The organism is Alkalibacterium indicireducens (genome assembly GCF_039522005.1).
In the GTDB taxonomy this organism is placed as follows: domain Bacteria; phylum Bacillota; class Bacilli; order Lactobacillales; family Carnobacteriaceae_A; genus Alkalibacterium; species Alkalibacterium indicireducens.
On sequence record NZ_BAAADA010000042.1, the window covers coordinates 46,188 to 66,216 of the forward strand.

Genomic DNA, 20,029 nt, shown 5'->3' on the forward strand with positions numbered 1-20,029 from the left:
TTCTTTTGCATCATCTTTGAATCGTTTCAAGCTTGAAAGTTCCCCTTCATACTGTACAATACCATTTCTGATCAGTCTAATGGAACTGTTACGCTTGATCACACCGTCAGTAACAAAACATCCGGCAATCGTTCCTACTTTAGACACATGGTAAGTTTCACGTACTTGAGCCTGACCGGTAACTTTCTCTTCGAATTCAGGATCCAGCATCCCTGTCATTGCAGCTTCGATTTCATCGATCGCATCATAGATGACACGGTGAGTACGGATATCCACTTCTTCGCGGTCTGCACTTTCTTTCGCCTGAATCGTCGGACGAACGTTGAACCCGATAACGATGGCAGAACTTGCAGATGCCAGAGTAATATCACTTTCGTTGATGGCTCCAACTCCAGTGTGAATGATGTTGACTTTAACGCCTTCAACTTCGATTTTTTCAAGACTGGCTGCCAAAGCTTCAACCGAACCTTGTACATCAGCTTTAACGATAACGTTAACTGATTTAAGTTCGCCCTCTTCCAGACTGTCGAATAGATTCTCAAGTGTAACTTTATTTGTAGTCGAACGCTGCGCTTCTGTTGCCGCAGACGCTCTGGATTCACCTACTTGACGTGCCGTCTTCTCATCTTCAAAGACAACGAAGCGGTCTCCGGCTTGTGGTGTTTCGTTCAATCCAGTGATTTCTACTGGTGTAGAAGGTCCAGCACTTTTTACTCGGCGCCCTTTATCGTTTGTCATAGTACGGACACGTCCGAACGTATTCCCGACAACGATTGGCTCACCTTGTCTAAGTGTTCCTTCCTGAACAAGCAGGGTAGCAATAGGTCCTTTAGCTTTGTCCAGTCTTGCTTCGATAACAGTACCGATAGCCAGACGTTCAGGATCAGCTTTCAGCTCCTCTACTTCTGCAACAAGCAGGATCATTTCGAGCAGTTCTTCCAGATTCTGGTTGAATAGTGCTGAAATCTGAACAAAAATCGTATCTCCGCCCCAGTCTTCTGGAACAAGTTCGTATTCAGTGAGTTCCTGCATCACGCGGTCCGGATTGGCACCCGGTTTATCAACTTTATTGACAGCTACGATGATCGGCACACCAGCTGCTTTAGCATGGTTGATCGCCTCAACCGTCTGTGCCATAACCCCGTCATCAGCCGCCACAACGATGATTGCGATATCTGTGATGTCTGCTCCTCGCGCACGCATAGTAGTAAAGGCAGCGTGTCCTGGTGTATCCAGGAAAGTGATCAGCTTGCCGTTTACGTCAACCTGATAGGCACCGATATGCTGAGTGATTCCGCCAGCTTCCCCTTCTGTTACATTAGTTTCTCGAAGAGTATCAAGTAAAGTCGTTTTTCCGTGATCGACGTGTCCCATGATAGTAACAGTCGGCGGACGGGTAACAAGGTTTTCTTCTACTGGTTCCTGTTCAAAGAAGGTATCGAAGTCAGTCAGATCGATCTGAACTTTTTCTTCTGTATCCATACCGTATTCGGCTGCAAGAAGTTCAATTGTTTCTTTATCCAGAGACTGGTTTTGAGTAGCCATGACTCCCATCATGAACAGCTTCTTGACGATTTCAGCTGGTTCACGGTGAATTTTCTTAGCCAGCTCTACAATCGTCATACCGTCAGTATATTCAAGAACTTTTGGAAGCTCTTTGAATTTACGTGGGGTCGGAGGTGTCTGTGACTTCTGATTCTTTTTTCCTTTACGCTTGCGTCCTGCAGGTCCGCCATGAATCCCGCGGTGCTGACGCGAGTTGCGTTTTTTCTTATTGTCGAACTGCTGTTTCTGTTTCTCGTCAGTAGTGCGTTTAGGAGCATCTGCCCCTGCACGGTTAGCGTCCGGTTTCTTATTCGTATTTCTATTTTGTGATGATGGTTTAGTATTAGACTTATTTATGTTGGATTGTCCTTTTCTATTGTTTGATTTAGTTTCTGACTTACTGCTTGGCTGGTTGTCAGAAGACTTACTGTTTGGTCGGTTGTTCGGTCTGTTTGAGTTGGCAGACTGATTCGATTTGTTCGATTGAGCCGGTCGGTTGTTCTGCTGTGACCTATTTGAAGCAGTCGATTTTTTCTGCTGATTGCGGTTTGCATTCTGATTCGCCTGGCCAGTCCTGCTGTTGTCCGATCTGCTTGTATTCTGAGCAGATACTTTTGACCCAGACTGGGAAGATTCAGCTTTTTTCTGAGGTTTAACCGGTTCTTTAATTGCTTTAGCCAGCTTGTCCACATCTCCGTCGTTCATTGTCGACATGTGACTGCTGTACTTGATCCCCAGACCTTCTGCTGTTTCTAGTACTTTCTTGCTTGGTACATCATTTTCCTTCGCGAATTCATAGACTCTTTTTTTGCCCATTTAATCACCTTCCCATTCATTTTACAGCAATTTTTGAAGGGAATGCACAAATCCTTTATCTAAAAGGGCACATACTGTCCGATCCTTCCCTAAAGCATGAGAGAGCTCTTCTCTGGAGAACTCTGTTACAACTGGGACGTCGTAATGCTCACACTTATTCAAAAATTGCTTTCTCGTGTTCTCACTTGCATTTGATGCTAAACATACTGTTTTTGCTTTTTTAGATCTGACTGCCTGAAGCACCAAGGCTTCTCCAGATATCAGCTGACCGGCTCTCTGGGACAGGCCTATCAGATTTAATGCACGTTGTTTATTGTTCATTTTCAATTTCCATCCGCGCTTGTCTGTACTCGATATACTCGATCAGCTCATCATAAAACGACTGCTCGATCGTTGCGTTCAGCGCCTGGCTGATCAGTTTTTTGTCTTTCGCTTTCTGAACCAGCGCAGTGTCGAGGGAGATGTAGGCTCCTCTGCCATTCTTCTTGCCCGAAGGATCGATGGATACGGCTCCGTCCTTGCTTCGGACCAGTCGTACCATCTCTTTCTTAGGCTTCATTTCTCCAGATGCAATGCATTTTCTCATTGGTACTTTACGATTCTGCATGACTGCCCACCTTAATTGATCTCTTAACTTCCCAGGTTCTCATCATCAGAAAATGTGGTTTCCTGATTTTCAGGGAATGTATTTTTTTCTGTGTCAGTAAACGGCGGCTCACCTTCGCCACCATCAGATAATGTATACTCATCATCTTCTGAGAATGTCGCTTCTTCGATTTCTTCCATTGATGCTTCGGTTGCATCCTCTTCGCCTCTGCCGTCTCTTTCTTCAGCAAATTCGATCAGATCTTCTGCATCGTTTGAGTCAAGTTCACCAGACTGAAAGTCTGTTTCCATGACAGGTTCTCCCGGCTGTGCATCAGGCTGATCGTTATCTTGAGCATACACAGTAGAATCTCCTGCGTCAGAGACTTCTCCTTCATCAAGTGCTTTAACTTCTATCGTCTCATCTTAAGAAAACAATGTATCTGCATCAGCTAAGGCATCTGCCTGCTGCACTGCTTCTTCGCTGTCATCGTTCAAAGCATTAAAGAAAGAATCGTCTTTAAGCTCTTCTGCTTCTTTGGCAAGAGCTTCCATATCAGATTCGGATTTGATGTCGATCTTGAAGCCAGTCAATTTAGCTGCCAGACGAACATTCTGTCCACGCTTACCGATAGCCAGTGACAGCTGATAGTCCGGGACAACGATCACACATGAATGCTGATCTTCATCAAACTGAACATCAATGACCTGAGCCGGATTTAAAGCATTTTTGATATAAACTGAAGGGTCTTTGTCCCATTCGACGATATCCATGTTTTCGCCGTTCAGCTCATTAACGATGGCCTGTACACGAGACCCTCTTGGTCCGACACACGTTCCGACAGGGTCGACATTTTCATCTCGGGACGACACAGCAATCTTCGCGCGGTCACCAGCTTCTCTTGCAATCGATACGATTTCTACTATGCCATCGTAGATTTCCGGCACTTCCTGTTCAAACAGACGCTTGATCAAGTTCGGATGTGTCCGGCTGACAAAGACTTGAGGTCCTTTTGTCGAGTTCTCTACATTGCTGACGTATACTTTGATACGGTCATGTGTTGCATACGTTTCGTTTTCAATCTGATCACGCTTAGAAAGAACAGCTTCCACTTTTCCTAAGTTGATGTAGATGAACTTGCTGTCCTGACGCTCGACGGTGCCCGTCATCAGATCATCTTCATAGGCAATATATTCGTTGTAGATTATTGAACGCTCGGCTTCACGCATTCGCTGCATGATCACTTGCTTAGCTGTCTGAGCTGCAATCCGTCCGAAGTTCCTAGGCGTTACTTCAAACTTGATTTTATCTCCTACTTCGTAAGCTTTGTTTCGTTCACGTGCTTCTGTCAGACTAATTTCCAGCTGAGAGTCATACACATCTTCTACCACTTCTTTAACCTGGTTGACCGTAATCGTACCGGTATCTTCGTCAAAGTTCACCTCAACGTTCTGGGACGTCCCATAGTTACGCTTGTAGGCTGAAACGAGTGCAGCTTCCAGTGCGTCGATCACGATTTCTTTGGAGATGCCTTTTTCCTGTTCAAGTGTCTCAAGAGCAGCTGCCAATTCTTTACTCATATTTATACCCCTTTATAAAGTAGTTACTTTTTATCTGAATTAAAATTCGATGGCGTATCTCGCCTTAGCGACCTGACCTTTAGACAGAACCAATTCTTTCCGGCGTGTCTTGATCATAACTTCCATAACCAGTTCATCGCCGTCGTAAGATTTCAGATGACCTTCATAGGCATCGAACCCTCCAATTTCACCATTTAATGCCACGTAGATGTACTTACCGACAGCTTTCTCGAAATCTTCTTCTGTTTTTAAAGGACGTTCCGCTCCCGGTGAGGACACTTCCAGATAATAAGCGTGCGGAATCGGGTCTGGTTCAATGGCATCCAGTGTCTCTCCAACTTTTTCGCTGAACAGGGCACAGTCATCAAGATCGACACCTGCTTCTTTATCGATATATAATCTTAAAAACCAGTTTTTACCTTCTTTAACGTATTCCACATCAACTAGTTCATATCCTAATTCATCTGCCAATGGCTCTGACAGTTCTCTTACTTTGTCTATTGTATTCAAACACTTCACTCTCCTCTCAAATGAGTACGATGTTGTCGCAGCATTCGTCAAGGCTGTGAAAAAGAGTGAGCGGATTCGCTCACTCTTTACACGGTCTATCTTGCTCGATTCGTCTACTAGTGTACCACACCTGCCTAAACAAGGCAACTTTAACGGCATCAGACTAGATGTCGAACAAAGAAAGCTGATTTTCGTCTGGAAGTCCTTTTAAGGCCTGGTTCGTTTCTAGATATTCCATTACGGTTTTTGAGACTTTCCCTCTTCTTGAAAGATCTTCTTTTGAAAGGAAAGGCTCGTCTTCTCTAGCCTCTACGATCGCTCCTGCTACACTTGCTCCAAGAGATGGGACAGCTCTGAATGGTGCGATCAGTGCATTGTCTTCAATGATAAAGTCAGTAGCGTGTGATTTGTCCAGATCGACCATCTTGAATTCAAAGCCTCGCTCGACCATTTCGTTAGCCAGTTCCAGTACCGTCAGCAGGTTCTTTTCCTTCGTGCTGGCATCCATCCCTTTATCCGTAATTTCTTTCATTCTTGACTTGATGCCGTCTTTCCCCTGGCACATCGCTTCCAGATCAAAGTCACTGGCTCTGATGGAAAAGTATGCGGCATAGTAGTAAAGCGGATAATGCACCTTGAAGTAGGCGACCCGAAGTGCCATAAGGACGTAGGCAGCTGCGTGGGCTTTAGGGAACATATACTTGATCTTCAGGCAGGAATCGATATACCATTCCGGCACGTCTTCTTCACGCATGACGGCCTGCCACTCATCCGGTATCCCTCGACCCTTACGAACATGCTCCATGATCTTGAAGGCTATGTCATCTTCTAATCCTTGATGCTGAAGGTAGACCATGATGTCATCACGACACCCGATTACTTCAGCCAGAGGGATGTTATGCAATCTAATCAGTTCCTCAGCATTGCCCAGCCAGACATCCGTTCCGTGTGACAGTCCGGAGATCTGAAGCAGCTCAGCAAAGGTCGTCGGATTGGTCTGCTCAAGCATCTGACGAACGAATCGTGTCCCGAACTCCGGAACACCCAAGGTCCCTGTTTTTGAGAAGATCTGTTCTTCAGTGACTCCGAGAACTTCTGTGCCGCTGAAGAGTTTCATGACGCCAGGATCGTTGACAGGGATATCCAGAGGATCGATTCCTGAAAGGTCCTGCAGCTTACGGATCATTGTCGGATCATCGTGTCCCAGGATATCAAGTTTTAGCACATTGTCATGAATGGAATGAAAATCGAAATGCGTCGTTTTCCATTTTGATTCCTGATCATCTGCTGGATACTGCACTGGACTGAAGTCGTAGACATCCATATAGTCCGGAATAACGATGATTCCACCAGGGTGCTGCCCGGTTGTCCGTTTGACACCTGTCAGCCCCTTGGACAGACGGTCGATTTCGGCTGATCTATAATGCAGCTGATGATCCCTCTCGAATCCTTTAACGAATCCAAAAGCAGTTCGGTCTGCAATCGTACCGATCGTACCGGCTCTGTAGACGTATTCTTCCCCAAACAACTCTTTTGTATAGTGGTGCGCTGTTGCCTGATACTCTCCCGAGAAGTTCAAATCGATATCAGGGACTTTATCTCCTTTGAATCCCAAGAAGGTTTCAAACGGAATATCCTGTCCGTCTCTGTATAAGTCAGCCTGACAGTTCGGGCAGGCTTTCTCCGGAAGATCGAACCCCGACCCCACTTCTCCTTCAGTGAAGAACTCAGAGTACTGACAGCTGTTGCATCGGTAATGTGGAGGCATTGGGTTGACTTCTGTGATCCCCGTCATCGTAGCAACGAAGCTCGAGCCGACCGACCCCCTTGAACCAACGAGATACCCATCTTCAATACTCTTATGCACCAGTTTCTGAGAAATCAGATAGATAACGGAAAACCCGTTTCCGATGATACTGTCCAGCTCTTTCTCAAGCCGGGCTTCGATGATTTCCGGAAGCGGATCACCATAGAGACTGTGAGCCTTATCGTAGCTCATCTGTCTGATCTCTTCTTCCGCACCTTCCATCTTAGGAGTGAAGAGATCTTTCTTCACTGGAGTGATGCCGTCTTCGATCTGACGATTGAGAAGCTGCGGGTTCTCTATGACGACTTCGCGGGCCTTGTCTTCTCCGAGGAAGCGGAACGCGTCCATCATTTCATTTGTTGTCCTGAAATGAACAGCTGGATTATTTCCTGGTGACGAAGCAACTGATGACTGTGTCTCCATCAGGATGTCACGGTAAACAGCATCTTCCGGATGAATGTAGTGGACATTCCCAGTCGCAATGACCGGCTTGTCCAGCTCTTCACCCAGTTTGATCATGTTGGTCAGAATATCTTCCAGATCAGCATCACTTCTGACTAGCTCCCGTTGAATCAGGTCACTGTATACTTCTTTGGGCATGATCTCCAGATAATCGTAAAACTCCGCAACTCTTCGGGCTTCTTCATAGCCTTTTTGCATCATCGCTTCAAAGACTTCCCCTTTTGAACAGCCGGATCCTACTATAATGCCTTCCCTGTGTTTTTCCAGTACAGAACGAGGCAGTCTGGGGACTCTGTAAAAATAATCCACTAGTGACGTTGAAATCAGTTTGAATAGATTCTTCAGTCCGGACTGTGAACTTGCCCATAAGGTCACATGGCTCGGACGGGAGCGTTTATACGCATCTCCCTCACCCATGAACTGATTTAATTCATCGTGATAATGGATGTTGTGTTCTTCCTGCGCCTTCTTGACAAAGATCCAAAGTAGATTACCGGTCGTCTGCGAATCATAGATCGCACGGTGGTGCTGTTCAAGATTGACTTTGAAGCGCTTGGCCAGCGTATTGAGTCGATGACTTTTGAATGTCGGGTTGATGAACCGTGAAAATTCAAGTGTATCGATGACCGGAAGGGTCGATACGTCCATCTTGTGTTTCTTGTATGCCGTGTTCAGAAAGCCCATATCGAATGAGGCATTGTGAGCAACAAGAATCGTGTCTTCAGAAAAAGCTCTGAACCGCTCCAAGACATCTTTTTCGGTCTTGGATCCCCGTACCATATCATCGGTAATGCCGGTCAGCTGAACGGTCGTTTCTGACAGCGGATGACCCGGATCGATGAACTCCTGAAACTCTTCCACCACATTTCCTTTGTGCATTTTTACAGCCGCAAGTTCAATTATGCTGTCATAAATAGCTGAGAGCCCTGTAGTTTCAACGTCGAATACGACATAAGTCGATTCATTCAGGTTAAGGTGGCTTTCATTATAAGCCACCGGCACTCCGTCATCGACCAGATTTGCCTCCAGCCCGTAAATGACTTTTATATTATTTTTCTGACCGGCAGCATGGGCTTCTGGGAATGACTGACCACCTCCATGGTCCGTAATCGCAATGGCTTCATGTCCCCACTTGGCCGCCTGTTCGATCAGTGCAGTCGCCCCGGAAATCGCGTCCATTTGACTCATATTTGTGTGGGCATGCAGCTCAATGCGCTTGCTTTCCCCTTCGAACGTATCTTCTCTTTCAGCATGGAAGGTCTGAATAATATCCTGTACGTTCATCACAAGATCCCTCATGAATGTGTCTTCCTGAATGCTCCCTCTGACCTTTACCCAGATACCGGGTTTGATTGCATCAAAAAGAGCTTCGTCTGATTCATTGTTTGAGAACCGTTTACAGGTAAAAGATGAAGAATAATCGGTAATCTTCATCAGAAGCAGTTTTCTTCCGGATCTCAGTTCTCTGACTTCAGAGTCGAATACATATCCTTCAAGCGTGATGCGTCGCTCTTCTTCAACAACTTCGATCATTTGCTTGACTTCTTCGTTAGCTGGGATAGCCCGTCCCAGTTTGATCGGGCCACTATGACTGTCTTCTCTGGACTGCTCTTTTTTCTTTTCGGCAGTTTCGATCATTTTCGTATACTCCTGAGCCATCAGCTGGTCATTTTCTTCTTTTTTAAGTTTGAATTCATTGACCTTATCCTGACTAGCCTGAGCATCTACTAAAGCCCTGACTGAAAAGGTTTCAGGAAATCCCAGTTTGTGATAGGCCTTGCTGATCTGAGGCAGGAAATCTTTGTCGTATTTGTCGAAAACAAGCTCCTGGTCAATTATGAACAGCCATTTTTTATCTTTAAAAACAGGAAAACGTTCTGAAAAAACCTGGTTGCAAATTGGTGAATCCACTCCACTTTGCTTGCACGCTTCATTCCAGTAATCTCTCACTTTTTCCACAGTGATAGTTGGCTCGCTAGTCCGGACAGTCAGGTTCACTTCACAAATCGCCTTGAACGATTCTCGGATGGCGTGACTGATGGTCAGATAGAGACGGTAAGGCAGAATGTTCGGAAATGTCAGAACAAGGTCCCATTTCTTCTCTCGTTTATAGACGGTGACTGATTCAACTTCACCCTTATGTATCCATTCTTTATCTTCATCACTTAATTCGACTTTTGTCTGTTTAAGAAGTGTCTGAAACAGTTCAGTTTTATTTAAACTCAAAGTAAATCCTTCTTTCTCCTGTCACTTTCCTACGATTATAGAACAGAAAACTGAGACAGTAAATGCCTCAGTTTTCATTTTAATCATTTAATTAGTTCTGATTGTTCATCAGAATATCGATGGTCTGCAGCACTTCATCTAGTCTGGCTTCGACCATTTCACCAGTCTTGCGGATGTTTATTTCTACTATACCTTCAGCTGCTTTTTTACCAACAGTCAGCTGTACCGGAATACCGATCAGTTCTGCATCTGTGAATTTAACACCAGGACGCTCTTTACGGTCGTCCAGAAGAACTTTATAGCCTTTAGACTTGAAATCATCATAAAGGCGGAAAGCCAGTTCTTTCTGCTCGTCATTTTTCACTTGGACAGGGATAATATGCAGATCGAACGGGGCAACAGCGGCTGGCCACACCAGTCCTTTATCATCGGCATACTGTTCAGCAATAGCTGAAAGCAGTCGGCTGACTCCGATACCGTAGCTTCCCATAATAACTGGCGTCTGTCTGCCATTACTGTCCAGAACGGTAGCATTCATAGCGTCGCTGTAACGTGTTCCCAGCTTAAAGATGTGCCCGATTTCAATTCCCTTGGTAAATTTCAGGCTGCCTTTCCCGTCAGGAGAAGGGTCGCCTTCCTTAACTGTACGGATATCGGCAAATGTTTCAACCGAAAAGTCTCGCCCTGGATTGACATTGGTTAGGTGAATTCCTTCTTTATTCGCTCCAGTTACGCCATTGACCACATCCTGAACATGCAGGTCTGCGATAATTCGGACTTCATCAGAGAGGTTGACCGGTCCAACGTATCCTGGTACTGTCTTGAAGATAGACTTGATCTGGTCATCCTCTGCAGGCACGACCTCTTCAGCTCCGATAGCGTTTCTAAGCTTGATAACGTTAACCTCCTGATCGCCTCTAACGATTGCAAGAACAGGCGTCTCATTATCTGCCATGTAGAGCACACTTTTGAGAAGCTGAGCTTTAGGTAAATCAAGGAACTCAGAAAGCTCCTGAATCGTTGTCGTATCGGGCGTGTCCACTTCTTTCATTTCAAGCAGAACATCTGTATTAGGTGACTGCTTGTATGCACTTGACGCCATTTCCAGGTTGGCTGCGTAGTCACTGCCGTCGGAATACACAACGGTATCTTCACCAGCATCTGCCAGAGCCATAAATTCTACGGAGTCTTTTCCTCCCATGGCCCCTGCATCACCGATGATCGAGCGGAAATTCAGCCCGAGCCTTTCGAATGCTTTTGTATAGGCCTGGGCAATCTGATCATAAGCTTCATCCAGACTTTCATAATTATCGTGGAATGTGTAGCCATCTTTCATGATAAATTCTCTTCCGCGCATCAAACCGAATCGGGGACGCTTTTCATCTCTATATTTAGTCTGGAACTGATAGAGGTGAAGCGGAAGCTTCTTGTAAGATTTGATTTCTTCACTGATCAGTTTGGCAAATGTTTCTTCATGAGTCGGTCCAAGAATAAAATCACGCTCGTGACGATCTTTAAGCTTGATCAGATCTTCCCCGTATGTTTCATACCGTCCGGATTCCTTCCATAAATCTGCAGGAAGCAGTGCCGGAAGAAGCATTTCTGAACCCTCAATCGCATCCAGTTCTTCACGTATAATTGCTTTGAGGTTTTCGATGACGCGGTATGCCAGTGGTAGATAGCTGTATACCCCTGAAGATACCTGTCTGATGTATCCTGCTCTCAAAAGCAGCTGATGACTAATCACTTCAGCATCATTTGGAACTTCTCTTAATGTAGGTGCAAATAATTTTGACTGTTTCATATAAACGACTGTCTCCTTTAGTGGTTAATTTAAAAAGAATGTCTGAATATCATTCCATGTAACTAGTAACATGAGGATTAGAAGGAACAGGACACCGACAAGTGTAATATACCCTTCCTTTTCCTGACTCAATGGTTTCTTGCGTACCCCTTCAATGAGGTTGAGCAGCAGTTTCCCTCCGTCAAGCGCGGGGATGGGAAGCAAGTTCATGATGCCGAGATTCACACTTAAAATACCGATCCACCTGATGAGTCCGAATATTCCCGCTTGAACAACTACTTCAGTTGTTGCATAAATTGCAACAGGTCCACCAAGCTGATCAACACTGAAACCACCGGTAAAGAATGATCCAAGTAAGGTAACTATTTGAGTAATGATATACCATGTTTCTGTGAATCCGAAGGTCAATCTGGCAGTCAGACTGTCGTCTACAAATGTCTCGATGCCAATTCGCCCCACTACTTCATTGCCTGAATCATAACTGTATGGCGTGATCGTCTGCTGGACACTTTCTCCATCGGCTGTTTCGATGTCGAAAGTCATAGCTTCTTCTGGACTGTCCTGAATGATCAGAACCATTTCATTCCATGATCCGACTTCTTCGTCATCAATTGAAAGAACACGGTCTCCTTCTTCAAGACCAGCTTCAGCTGCAGGAGAGCCTTCTTCAACTGCTCCGATAAGAGGCTCCTGAGAAGGAACTCCCCCCTGCAAGAAAGCAAGGGCTGTAAATGCAATGATTGCCAGTATGAAATTATTCATCGGACCGGCAAAGTTGGTCATCATACGGTTGCCAAGTGACGCACTCTGGAACTGACGATCTTTCGGAGCAATCTGAAGCAATGTTCCGTCTTTTTCTACTAAAAGAGCGTCACGATTGACTTCATACCTTTTAACTTCAGTATCAAATCCGACACGTCCGGCTATGAACAAATCTTCATCAAAATTGAAATCAGACACTTCCAAAGGTACAGTATCCAGCGACGCGTCTTTAGACTGTAGATCGATTTTTTCGACCTTATCCTGATCATCCAAGGATAAACTGACGGTCATGCCGGGTCGTATGTCAGCTTCCTCTTCATATCCTGCCATCCTGACATATCCGCCAACAGGAAGAAGCCTGATGGTATAGGTTGTTTCCCCTTTGCGATGATGAAAGATTTTCGGTCCAAATCCGATAGCAAATTCTCTTACTAGAATGCCTGCTCGTTTTGCAAAATAAAAATGACCAAATTCGTGAATAATGACAATAATCCCAAATACAAGGGCAAACGCAAGAATAGTCTGAATCATAAAGGTCTCCTTCTTCTATCGTAATAATCTGATGACAAATAACACATTAAGTACTAAAAGCAGGCTGTCGATCCGGTCCAGTATCCCACCATGTCCTGGGAGTATCTTTCCTGAGTCCTTGACACCGTACTCTCTCTTTATCTTTGACTCAACCAGATCTCCTAACTGCCCTACTACTGAGAGCACCATCATAAAGAGAATAGAAAGGATGTAAGAGTCCGCTATCGGAAAATAAATAAGATAGATAGCGCTGACTATGGCAGAAGCAATCGTTCCACCGGCTGATCCTTCAATTGTTTTATTTGGAGATATACTAGGCGCCAATTTTGTTTTTCCAATTTTTCCACCAATGAGATAAGCTCCAGTATCAGTTGCCCAGATTACTAGTAATACAAGCAGGACAAAGGTCAGACTATACTGTCTTAACGATACTAACGAAGCAGTACCGACTCCTATATAAACCGTCATCAATAACACAGAACCGATCTGCCTGATTTTTAAATCAGGATTCCATACAGAATATACCAGCAGTATCAAGCCTTGCAATATGATGACAGGCGTAAGGATATCACCTGAAAAAAGCTCGTTCACTCTCGGACTGAGAGCCATACTCAATACAATAAGACCCGACAGAATGGCTGGAAAGGAGCGAATGCTCATCTTTTCCATCTGAACAAACTCCATCAGTGCAAAAAGCGCAACTAATCCCACCAGCAACTCTAAGGGCCATGACCCAAATATAAACAATGGTATGAGTAATACTAGTGCAATAAGTGCAGTTAATATACGTTTAGACATCTTCATCCTCAGCTTTCATAGTAGTTTAGACAGCCCCGTATCTCCGCTGTCTGTTTATATAGCTCAAAAGGGCCTCGTCCAGTACATCACCGGTGAAATCAGGCCAGAGAAGATCTGAAAAATAAAATTCACTGTACGCATTCTGCCAGAGAAGAAAATTGCTTAACCTCTGTTCTCCGCTGCTTCTGATCAGAAGGTCCACATCCTGATAAGGTGCAATTGACTGCGTAAGCAGATGATGCTCGATCACTTCCTCATTTATTTCACTAATACTAATTTCGCCATTTAAAACCCGTTCACATAATGACTGAGTCGCTCTGACAATTTCTGCACGACTGCCGTAATTGAATGCGAAATTCAGAATCATTCCATCATTATCTTTCGTCTGATCCATTGCTTTCTGAATCGCTTTTCTTGTTGAGGAAGGAACTTTTTCTTCGAAACCGATCATGTTGACTCTCACATTCTTTTCCTGCAGTTCCGGTACGAACCGATCAAAAAAACGAATCGGCAGCTGCATAAGAAAATGAACTTCCTGGGGAGGACGTTTCCAGTTCTCGGTTGAGAACGCATAAAGTGTGAGCACTTTGATTCCACGTTCACTGGCTCTGATAGTCACTCGTCTGACTGCTTCCATGCCTTCCTGGTGCCCAAATTTCCGCGCTTTCCCTTGTCGTTCTGCCCATCGTCCATTTCCGTCCATGATCATGGCGACGTGTGCAGGTGCATTTGTTTCTTCATTTTCAACCATATTTATTGGTGCCTGATGCACCATACCCTCCTAGAAATAAATATACATCTCTTCTATTGTAGTAAAAATCTATTTAAATTGCTACAGAAATTCAGAAGGTGTTTATGAATATTTTAAAATGTTCTGTTTTCTGTATTTATGGAGATTTGCTATACTATAAGTAAGCTAACAGAAAAGTGTTAATTTAATATTAAGGAGGACCTGCATATGAGACGCTTAAGAAAGTACATTATCAGCATAGTCGTTACTTCAGTTGTTACTAAATTAGTGAACAAATACATTATCAGTAAACTATAAAGCAAAAGGAGAGTCAGCTCTGCTCTTTAAGGATGATGTGATACATTCCTTAAAAGTGCTTCAGCTACTCTCCTTTTTTTATCCTTCTAAAATTTCCTTTTCTTTTTCTGCAGATAGCTTGTCGATAGCTTTGACACTGTCATCTGTCAGCTTTTGAACTTCCTCTTCATAGTGATGAAGGTCATCTTTAGTCAGTTCTCCATCTTTTTCTGCTTTCTTCAATGAATCGATTGCATCACGGCGAATGTTCCTTACAGCAATTTTCGCATTTTCAGCTTCTTTGCCTACCTGCTTTGCTATATCTTTTCTTCTTTCTTCCGTAAGTGCCGGTACGACAAGTCGAATGACGTTCCCGTCATTTGCCGGCGGAATTCCGATATCAGACTGATTCAGTGCTTTTTCAATGTCACCGAGTGCATTTTTATCGTATGGGGTGATAAGAAGAACGCGTGCTTCAGGTACTGAAATCTGCGCTATCTGGTTCAAAGGCGTAGGTACACCATAATACTCGATGTTGATGCGATTCAGCAGACTCGGGTTAGCACGTCCTGCACGGATGCTTCCAAGTTCCCTTACATAGGCCTGCTCCGCTTTTTTCATTCTTCCCTGTGTGTCTTTTAAGATTGCTTCAGTCACTGTTTTTTCCTCCTTACAGTTGTCCCAATCGTGTCTCCTAGGGCTACACGTTTAATGTTACCTTTTTTATTCAGATTAAATACGACTAATGGAATATCGTTGTCCATACTTAAAGAGGACGCTGTGGTATCCATTACCTGAAGTGATTTATTTATGATATCCAGATAAGTCAGTTCTTCGAACTTAACGGCATTGGCATCAATATTCGGATCAGCCGAATAAACCCCGTCGACATTGTTCTTGGCCATCATAATGACATCAGCCTGCATTTCTGCGGCTCGAAGCGCTGCAGTTGTATCTGTTGAGAAGTACGGGCTGCCAGTACCTCCGGCGAAAATGACGACACGGCCTTTTTCAAGGTGACGCATAGCTTTTCTGCGAATATATGGTTCAGCAACCTGACGCATTTCAATAGACGTCTGAACACGAGTCGGTACACCGGCATTTTCAAGTGAATCCTGTAGGGCCAGAGCATTCATGATCGTAGCAATCATCCCCATATAATCTGCCTGTGAGCGCTCCATACCCATTTCAGCTCCAACATGACCACGCCAGATATTCCCGCCGCCTACTACGATGGCGATTTCGACGCCAAGTTCATGTACATCTTTAATTTCCTGACAGATTTCATGTATAGTTGGCGGCTCTATGCCGAATCCAGCATCTCCAGCAAGAGCTTCTCCACTTAATTTCAGTACGATTCGCTTGTACTTCGGTTCATCCATATAATCGTTCCCTCCATAATTCATACATTTTTATTCTACCACATAACAAGTGCAAGGTCATTAAAAATTGACAGTTATTCCGTGCAGCTATGCGACGTTTTAAAATAATTAGCGTTCTATTTTGTTAAATTAAAAACCATAATCCCCTGCACTTTTTTGTACGTACTCTGCCGCCTGCTTTCCAGCCTGCCTTCCGAACACGATGGTTTCAGCAATTGCATTGCCACCTATCCTGTTTTCTCCATGCAGTCCCCCGCACGTTTCTCCGGCTGCATACAAGCCACTGATCTTTCTGCCATCTTCATCAATCACTTCAGACCTTGTATTGATTCTGACACCACCCATGGTATGGTGAATTCCTGGAGCCACTTCTATGGCATAAAACGAACCTGTCTGAATGGGATGTTCCATGGCAGTAGTCCGTTCGAACAGGTCATCTGTTCCATAGGCGACGGCCTGATTCCATTCTGTAATCGTTGCTGCTAATACTTCTTTTGGTACACCGATCTGATCAGCCAGTCCGTACAACGTCTCTGCTTTTAACACCATATCTTTTGACTCGTAGAACCCGACCGCGGGCACTCTTTCTTTTAGCTGTTCATCGAAAATCAGGAACGCTTTCTGTTCTGGACAGTTTATAATAGCGTGTGATACCACATCTCGACGGTCCATTTCGTTGACAAACCGTTTCCCTGACAAAGAAATGAGTATGGCTCCTTCGCCTCTTATTGCCTCTGTCAATAAAAATCGACTTCTCTGATGAACTGTGGGATGGATTTGAATCTGATCAAGATCTCTGATACTTCCTCCGACCGCCTTGACCATGTCGATCCCACTTCCTAAACTTCCTTCGTGATTTGTAGTGATAAGCTTAACAAGGTCAGGAGCCACCTCTTCTATTTTTTTATAATTACTGCCAAAACCACCAGTTGCTATGACAACAGCCCTGGCCCTGACTAAGTTTTCACCTTGCCGGTCTATAGCTACATAAACGCCGTTGATCAGATTCGAATCTTCTGATGTCGACAGACGAATGACTTCTGCAGAAGTAAACAGAGGGATCCCTCGTTCTTCGACTATACGCATCAGACCTTTCATCAAGTATCCTCCGATAGCAGATCCATCAGATGGTCTATGTGTTCGTTTAACAGACATTCCGCCTGTAGTTGTGAGACTGGACAAAGTAATGTCCATTGAGTCAAGCCAGTCAACTGCTTTCGGCGATTCTTCAACAAAATAGGACAACAGCTCTACATCGTTTGTCCGGTTTCCGCCAGCCAGTGTCTCTTCATAAAAAAGTGAATGACTGTCCTCAATCCCCTGGGCCTGCTGAAATTTTGTCTGTGAAGCGTTCATTCCCGCAGATGCTTTAATGCTGTTCCCTTTCACACCCGGCATGCTCTCAAAAATAACAGGGCAGGCACCTGTATCATCTGCCTGAATCGCCGCTGATAAACCGGCTGCACCTGCACCAACGATAATTACGTCGTATTGAGTATTAAGCTGATCTTTATGTGAAATCATATGGCCTCCGTTCTGTCAGAATCCTTATGTATTTAGTAATAGAGATAGCTTGCAAAAAAAGAGCAGGGATCAAATACCCCTGCTCCATATCTACAAACTTATTTATTGCCTAATTGGCTTTGAACTTCTGCAGCGAAGTCTTCAGTACGTTTCTCAATTCCTTCTCCCACTTCGTAACGGATGAATGATTTGATAGATGCACCTTTTTCGCTCAAGTACTCACCAACAGTTTTGTCTGGATCTTTAACATATGGCTGATCAACAAGACTTACTTCTGCTAGCCATTTGTTGAGACGTCCCTGTACCATTTTTTCAACGATATTTGCAGGTTTTCCTTCATTTTTAGCTTGTTCAGTCAACACGTTCAGTTCGTGATCTCTTTCTTCCTGAGAGATTTCTTCACGAGTGATGAATTTAGGATTGATTGCCGCAATGTGCATAGATACGTTACGAGCGACTTCTACATCATCGGTTCCTTCAATAATAGAAAGAACAGTAATGCGTCCACCCATGTGCTCGTAGTCGCCGAATACATCATTGTCAGTTTTTTCTACAACAGCAAAACGACGTAGAGTGATCTTCTCACCGATAGTCTGAGTCGCTTCAGTAATTGTATCCTGAATTGAGTCTCCACCCATATCCAAAGCAAGTGCTTCTTCTATAGTTGCAGGTTTGTTTGCTGCTACAGTTTTAGTAATACCTTTAACAAGGTTCTGGAATTTATCGTTTTTAGAAACGAAGTCTGTTTCTGAGTTGATTTCTGCGATAGCCGCAACGTTACCCTCGATGTGAACGTTAGCCAGTCCTTCAGCCGCAATACGGTCTGCTTTCTTAGCTGCTTTAGATACACCTTTTTCTCTCAGGTAATCGACAGCTGCGTCTAAATCTCCATCAGTTTCCACTAATGCTTTTTTCGCATCCATCATTCCAACGCCTGTTTTATCACGTAACTCTTTTACTTGAGCTGCTTTAATGTTTGCCACAAAAATTCCTCCTTAGTCGTATATCGATCCGGTAAAAAGCGATGATTACTCGTTATCGCCTTCGACGACTTCAACGATTTCATCTAGAGAATCAGATTTTGCTTCTTCTTCAAAGCCTTCTTCTCCCTGATTTCCTTCGATAACAGCATCAGCCATTGTTTTAGTCAGTAATTTTACTGCACGGATAGCATCGTCGTTTGAAGGGATGATAACGTCGATCTCATCTGGATCACAGTTAGTATCTACCATTGCTACGATTGGAATATTAAGTTTTTGAGCTTCTTTAACAGCAATGTGCTCATTTCTTGGGTCAACAACGAATAACACGTCAGGACGCTTAGGCATATCTTTGATTCCGCCTAAGAATTTTTCAAGTCGATCGCGTTCTTTGATCAGGATACCGACTTCTTTTTTAGGAAGGACATCGAATGTTCCGTCTTCTTCCATTTTTTCAATCTGTTTCAGACGCTTGATACGCTTCTGAATTGTATCCCAGTTAGTTAGCGTCCCACCCAACCAACGGTGGTTGATGTAGTAAGCGCCAGCTCTTTGAGCTTCTTCTTTGATCGCATCTTGTGCTTGTTTTTTAGTTCCTACAAAAAGAACTGTTCCGCCATCTTCTGCAATATCACGGACATAGTTGTAAGCTTGATCGATCAGCTTAACAGTCTTCTGCAAGTCGATGATGTAGATGCCGTTTCTTTCTGTAAAGATATATGGTTTCATCTTAGGGTTCCAGCGTCTAGTCTGGTGACCGAAATGAACACCTGATTCTAATAATTGTTTCATTGATACAACTGCCATTTGTCATTCCTCCATTTGGTTTTATATTTTTCCTCCCCGAGCTTCATCTGTTTGAACACTCCATGGCAATAGAGCACCATTCAATCCATCCACTCAGGTGTGAAATTTGGTGCTTTTTGCACCGCTTATAAGTATACTACATATACTCTTAAAATGCAACTCTCAGTTAATTTTTTTCTTGCACATTTTCCAGTTCTATCGCATACTATACTGAGAACCTAAAAAGGAAGTGGACTCTAGTGTTTTTTTCATTTGTAAGATTAATTGTAAGGTTGCTTATACTGACTTTAAACGGACGATATAAAGTCCAGGGCAAGGAAAACCTGCCTAAAGACGATAACTATATTCTTATAGCACCTCATCGCTCATGGATCGATCCGGTATATTTAGTACTTGCCGCCTCGCCCAAGCAATTCAGTTTCATGGCAAAAAAAGAACTTTTCAAGAACCCACTCTTTAAGTGGCTGATTACAAAAATGAACGCTTTCCCTGTTGACCGTAAAAATCCTGGCCCAAGTGCCATCAAGACCCCAGTCAAGATTTTGAAGGAAACCGATCTTGGCCTGGTGATCTTCCCCACAGGAACACGACATTCCACTGAACTTAAAGGTGGCGCTGTTACGATAGCAAAAATGAGTAAAAAACCGATTGTACCTGTTGTCTATCACGGCCCGTATACATTCAAAGACCTGCTGAAACGTCAGAAAGCAACCGTACGCTTCGGAGAACCGTTCATGGTTGAACGTAAAATAGAAGGCATCAAGGACGTCACTGCTTATTATTCCGAAAAAATACAGGATGCGTTCGTCTCTCTAGATTCTGAAGACCATAAATAAGAAAAAAGCCTTATCCAGAGATCAACCAGTTTACCGGCTGATGTGG

General features: G+C 44.0%; 17 protein-coding genes. 1 reads left to right on the plus strand and 16 read right to left on the minus strand.

The window, feature by feature from the left end; translation table 11 throughout:
* From infB to rpsB, 16 genes are all read right to left on the minus strand, one after another.
* On the minus strand, positions 1-2,361 hold a 2,361-nt coding region (infB, locus tag ABFX15_RS02960), incomplete at its 3' end, for a translation initiation factor IF-2 (protein ID WP_346024022.1).
* A gap of 21 nt (positions 2,362-2,382) precedes the next feature.
* Positions 2,383-2,682, minus strand: a complete 300-nt coding sequence (locus ABFX15_RS02965) for a L7Ae/L30e/S12e/Gadd45 family ribosomal protein (RefSeq protein ID WP_346024023.1) — start codon at positions 2,680-2,682, stop codon at positions 2,383-2,385.
* Positions 2,672-2,968 carry an RNase P modulator RnpM gene (gene rnpM / locus ABFX15_RS02970; RefSeq protein ID WP_346024024.1) on the minus strand — a complete coding sequence of 99 codons (297 nt, stop codon included), beginning with the start codon at positions 2,966-2,968 and terminating at the stop codon, positions 2,672-2,674. Before rnpM ends, ABFX15_RS02965 begins: the two co-directional genes overlap by 11 nt.
* A 23-nt stretch (positions 2,969-2,991) precedes the next feature.
* Positions 2,992-3,309 (minus strand): hypothetical protein, encoded by a 318-nt coding sequence (locus ABFX15_RS02975; protein WP_346024025.1) that lies wholly within the window; start codon positions 3,307-3,309, stop codon positions 2,992-2,994.
* Between the two features lie 63 nt (positions 3,310-3,372).
* Positions 3,373-4,527 carry a transcription termination factor NusA gene (gene nusA, locus ABFX15_RS02980; RefSeq protein ID WP_346024026.1) on the minus strand — a complete coding sequence of 385 codons (1,155 nt, stop codon included), beginning with the start codon at positions 4,525-4,527 and terminating at the stop codon, positions 3,373-3,375.
* 39 nt (positions 4,528-4,566) lie between these two features.
* Positions 4,567-5,037, minus strand: a complete 471-nt coding sequence (gene rimP, locus ABFX15_RS02985; protein ID WP_245682990.1) for a ribosome maturation factor RimP — start codon at positions 5,035-5,037, stop codon at positions 4,567-4,569.
* 163 nt (positions 5,038-5,200) lie between these two features.
* Positions 5,201-9,532 carry a PolC-type DNA polymerase III gene (locus ABFX15_RS02990; protein ID WP_346024027.1) on the minus strand — a complete coding sequence of 1,444 codons (4,332 nt, stop codon included), beginning with the start codon at positions 9,530-9,532 and terminating at the stop codon, positions 5,201-5,203.
* A 91-nt stretch (positions 9,533-9,623) separates the two neighbouring features.
* Positions 9,624-11,336 carry a proline--tRNA ligase gene (locus tag ABFX15_RS02995; RefSeq protein ID WP_346024028.1) on the minus strand — a complete coding sequence of 571 codons (1,713 nt, stop codon included), beginning with the start codon at positions 11,334-11,336 and terminating at the stop codon, positions 9,624-9,626.
* Between the two features lie 24 nt (positions 11,337-11,360).
* Positions 11,361-12,629: an RIP metalloprotease RseP gene (rseP, locus tag ABFX15_RS03000; RefSeq protein WP_346024029.1), complete on the minus strand. Its 1,269-nt coding sequence runs from the start codon at positions 12,627-12,629 to the stop codon at positions 11,361-11,363.
* 15 nt (positions 12,630-12,644) lie between these two features.
* Positions 12,645-13,427: a phosphatidate cytidylyltransferase gene (locus tag ABFX15_RS03005; protein ID WP_346024030.1), complete on the minus strand. Its 783-nt coding sequence runs from the start codon at positions 13,425-13,427 to the stop codon at positions 12,645-12,647.
* 25 nt (positions 13,428-13,452) lie between these two features.
* Positions 13,453-14,178, minus strand: coding sequence for an undecaprenyl pyrophosphate synthase (uppS, locus tag ABFX15_RS03010; protein ID WP_428830584.1), 726 nt, complete (start codon positions 14,176-14,178; stop codon positions 13,453-13,455).
* Positions 14,179-14,553: 375 nt separating this feature from the next.
* The gene (gene frr, locus ABFX15_RS03015; protein WP_346024045.1) at positions 14,554-15,075 is read right to left on the minus strand and encodes a ribosome recycling factor; all 522 of its coding nucleotides are present in this window, start codon (positions 15,073-15,075) and stop codon (positions 14,554-14,556) included.
* Positions 15,076-15,107: 32 nt separating this feature from the next.
* A complete protein-coding gene (gene pyrH / locus ABFX15_RS03020) occupies positions 15,108-15,836 on the minus strand; it encodes a UMP kinase (protein WP_346024032.1) in 729 nt (242 codons plus the stop codon).
* Between the two features lie 129 nt (positions 15,837-15,965).
* Positions 15,966-17,360 (minus strand): flavocytochrome c, encoded by a 1,395-nt coding sequence (locus tag ABFX15_RS03025; protein WP_346024033.1) that lies wholly within the window; start codon positions 17,358-17,360, stop codon positions 15,966-15,968.
* A 98-nt stretch (positions 17,361-17,458) separates the two neighbouring features.
* Positions 17,459-18,343, minus strand: coding sequence for a translation elongation factor Ts (gene tsf, locus ABFX15_RS03030; RefSeq protein ID WP_346024034.1), 885 nt, complete (start codon positions 18,341-18,343; stop codon positions 17,459-17,461).
* 45 nt (positions 18,344-18,388) lie between these two features.
* On the minus strand, positions 18,389-19,147 hold the full coding sequence (rpsB, locus tag ABFX15_RS03035) for a 30S ribosomal protein S2 (protein ID WP_346024035.1): 759 nt from the start codon (positions 19,145-19,147) through the stop codon (positions 18,389-18,391).
* A 239-nt stretch (positions 19,148-19,386) separates the two neighbouring features.
* Here rpsB and ABFX15_RS03040 point away from each other — a divergent pair, with 239 nt between their 5' ends.
* Positions 19,387-19,983: a lysophospholipid acyltransferase family protein gene (locus ABFX15_RS03040; RefSeq protein ID WP_346024036.1), complete on the plus strand. Its 597-nt coding sequence runs from the start codon at positions 19,387-19,389 to the stop codon at positions 19,981-19,983.
* The last annotated feature ends 46 nt before the right edge of the window (positions 19,984-20,029 follow it).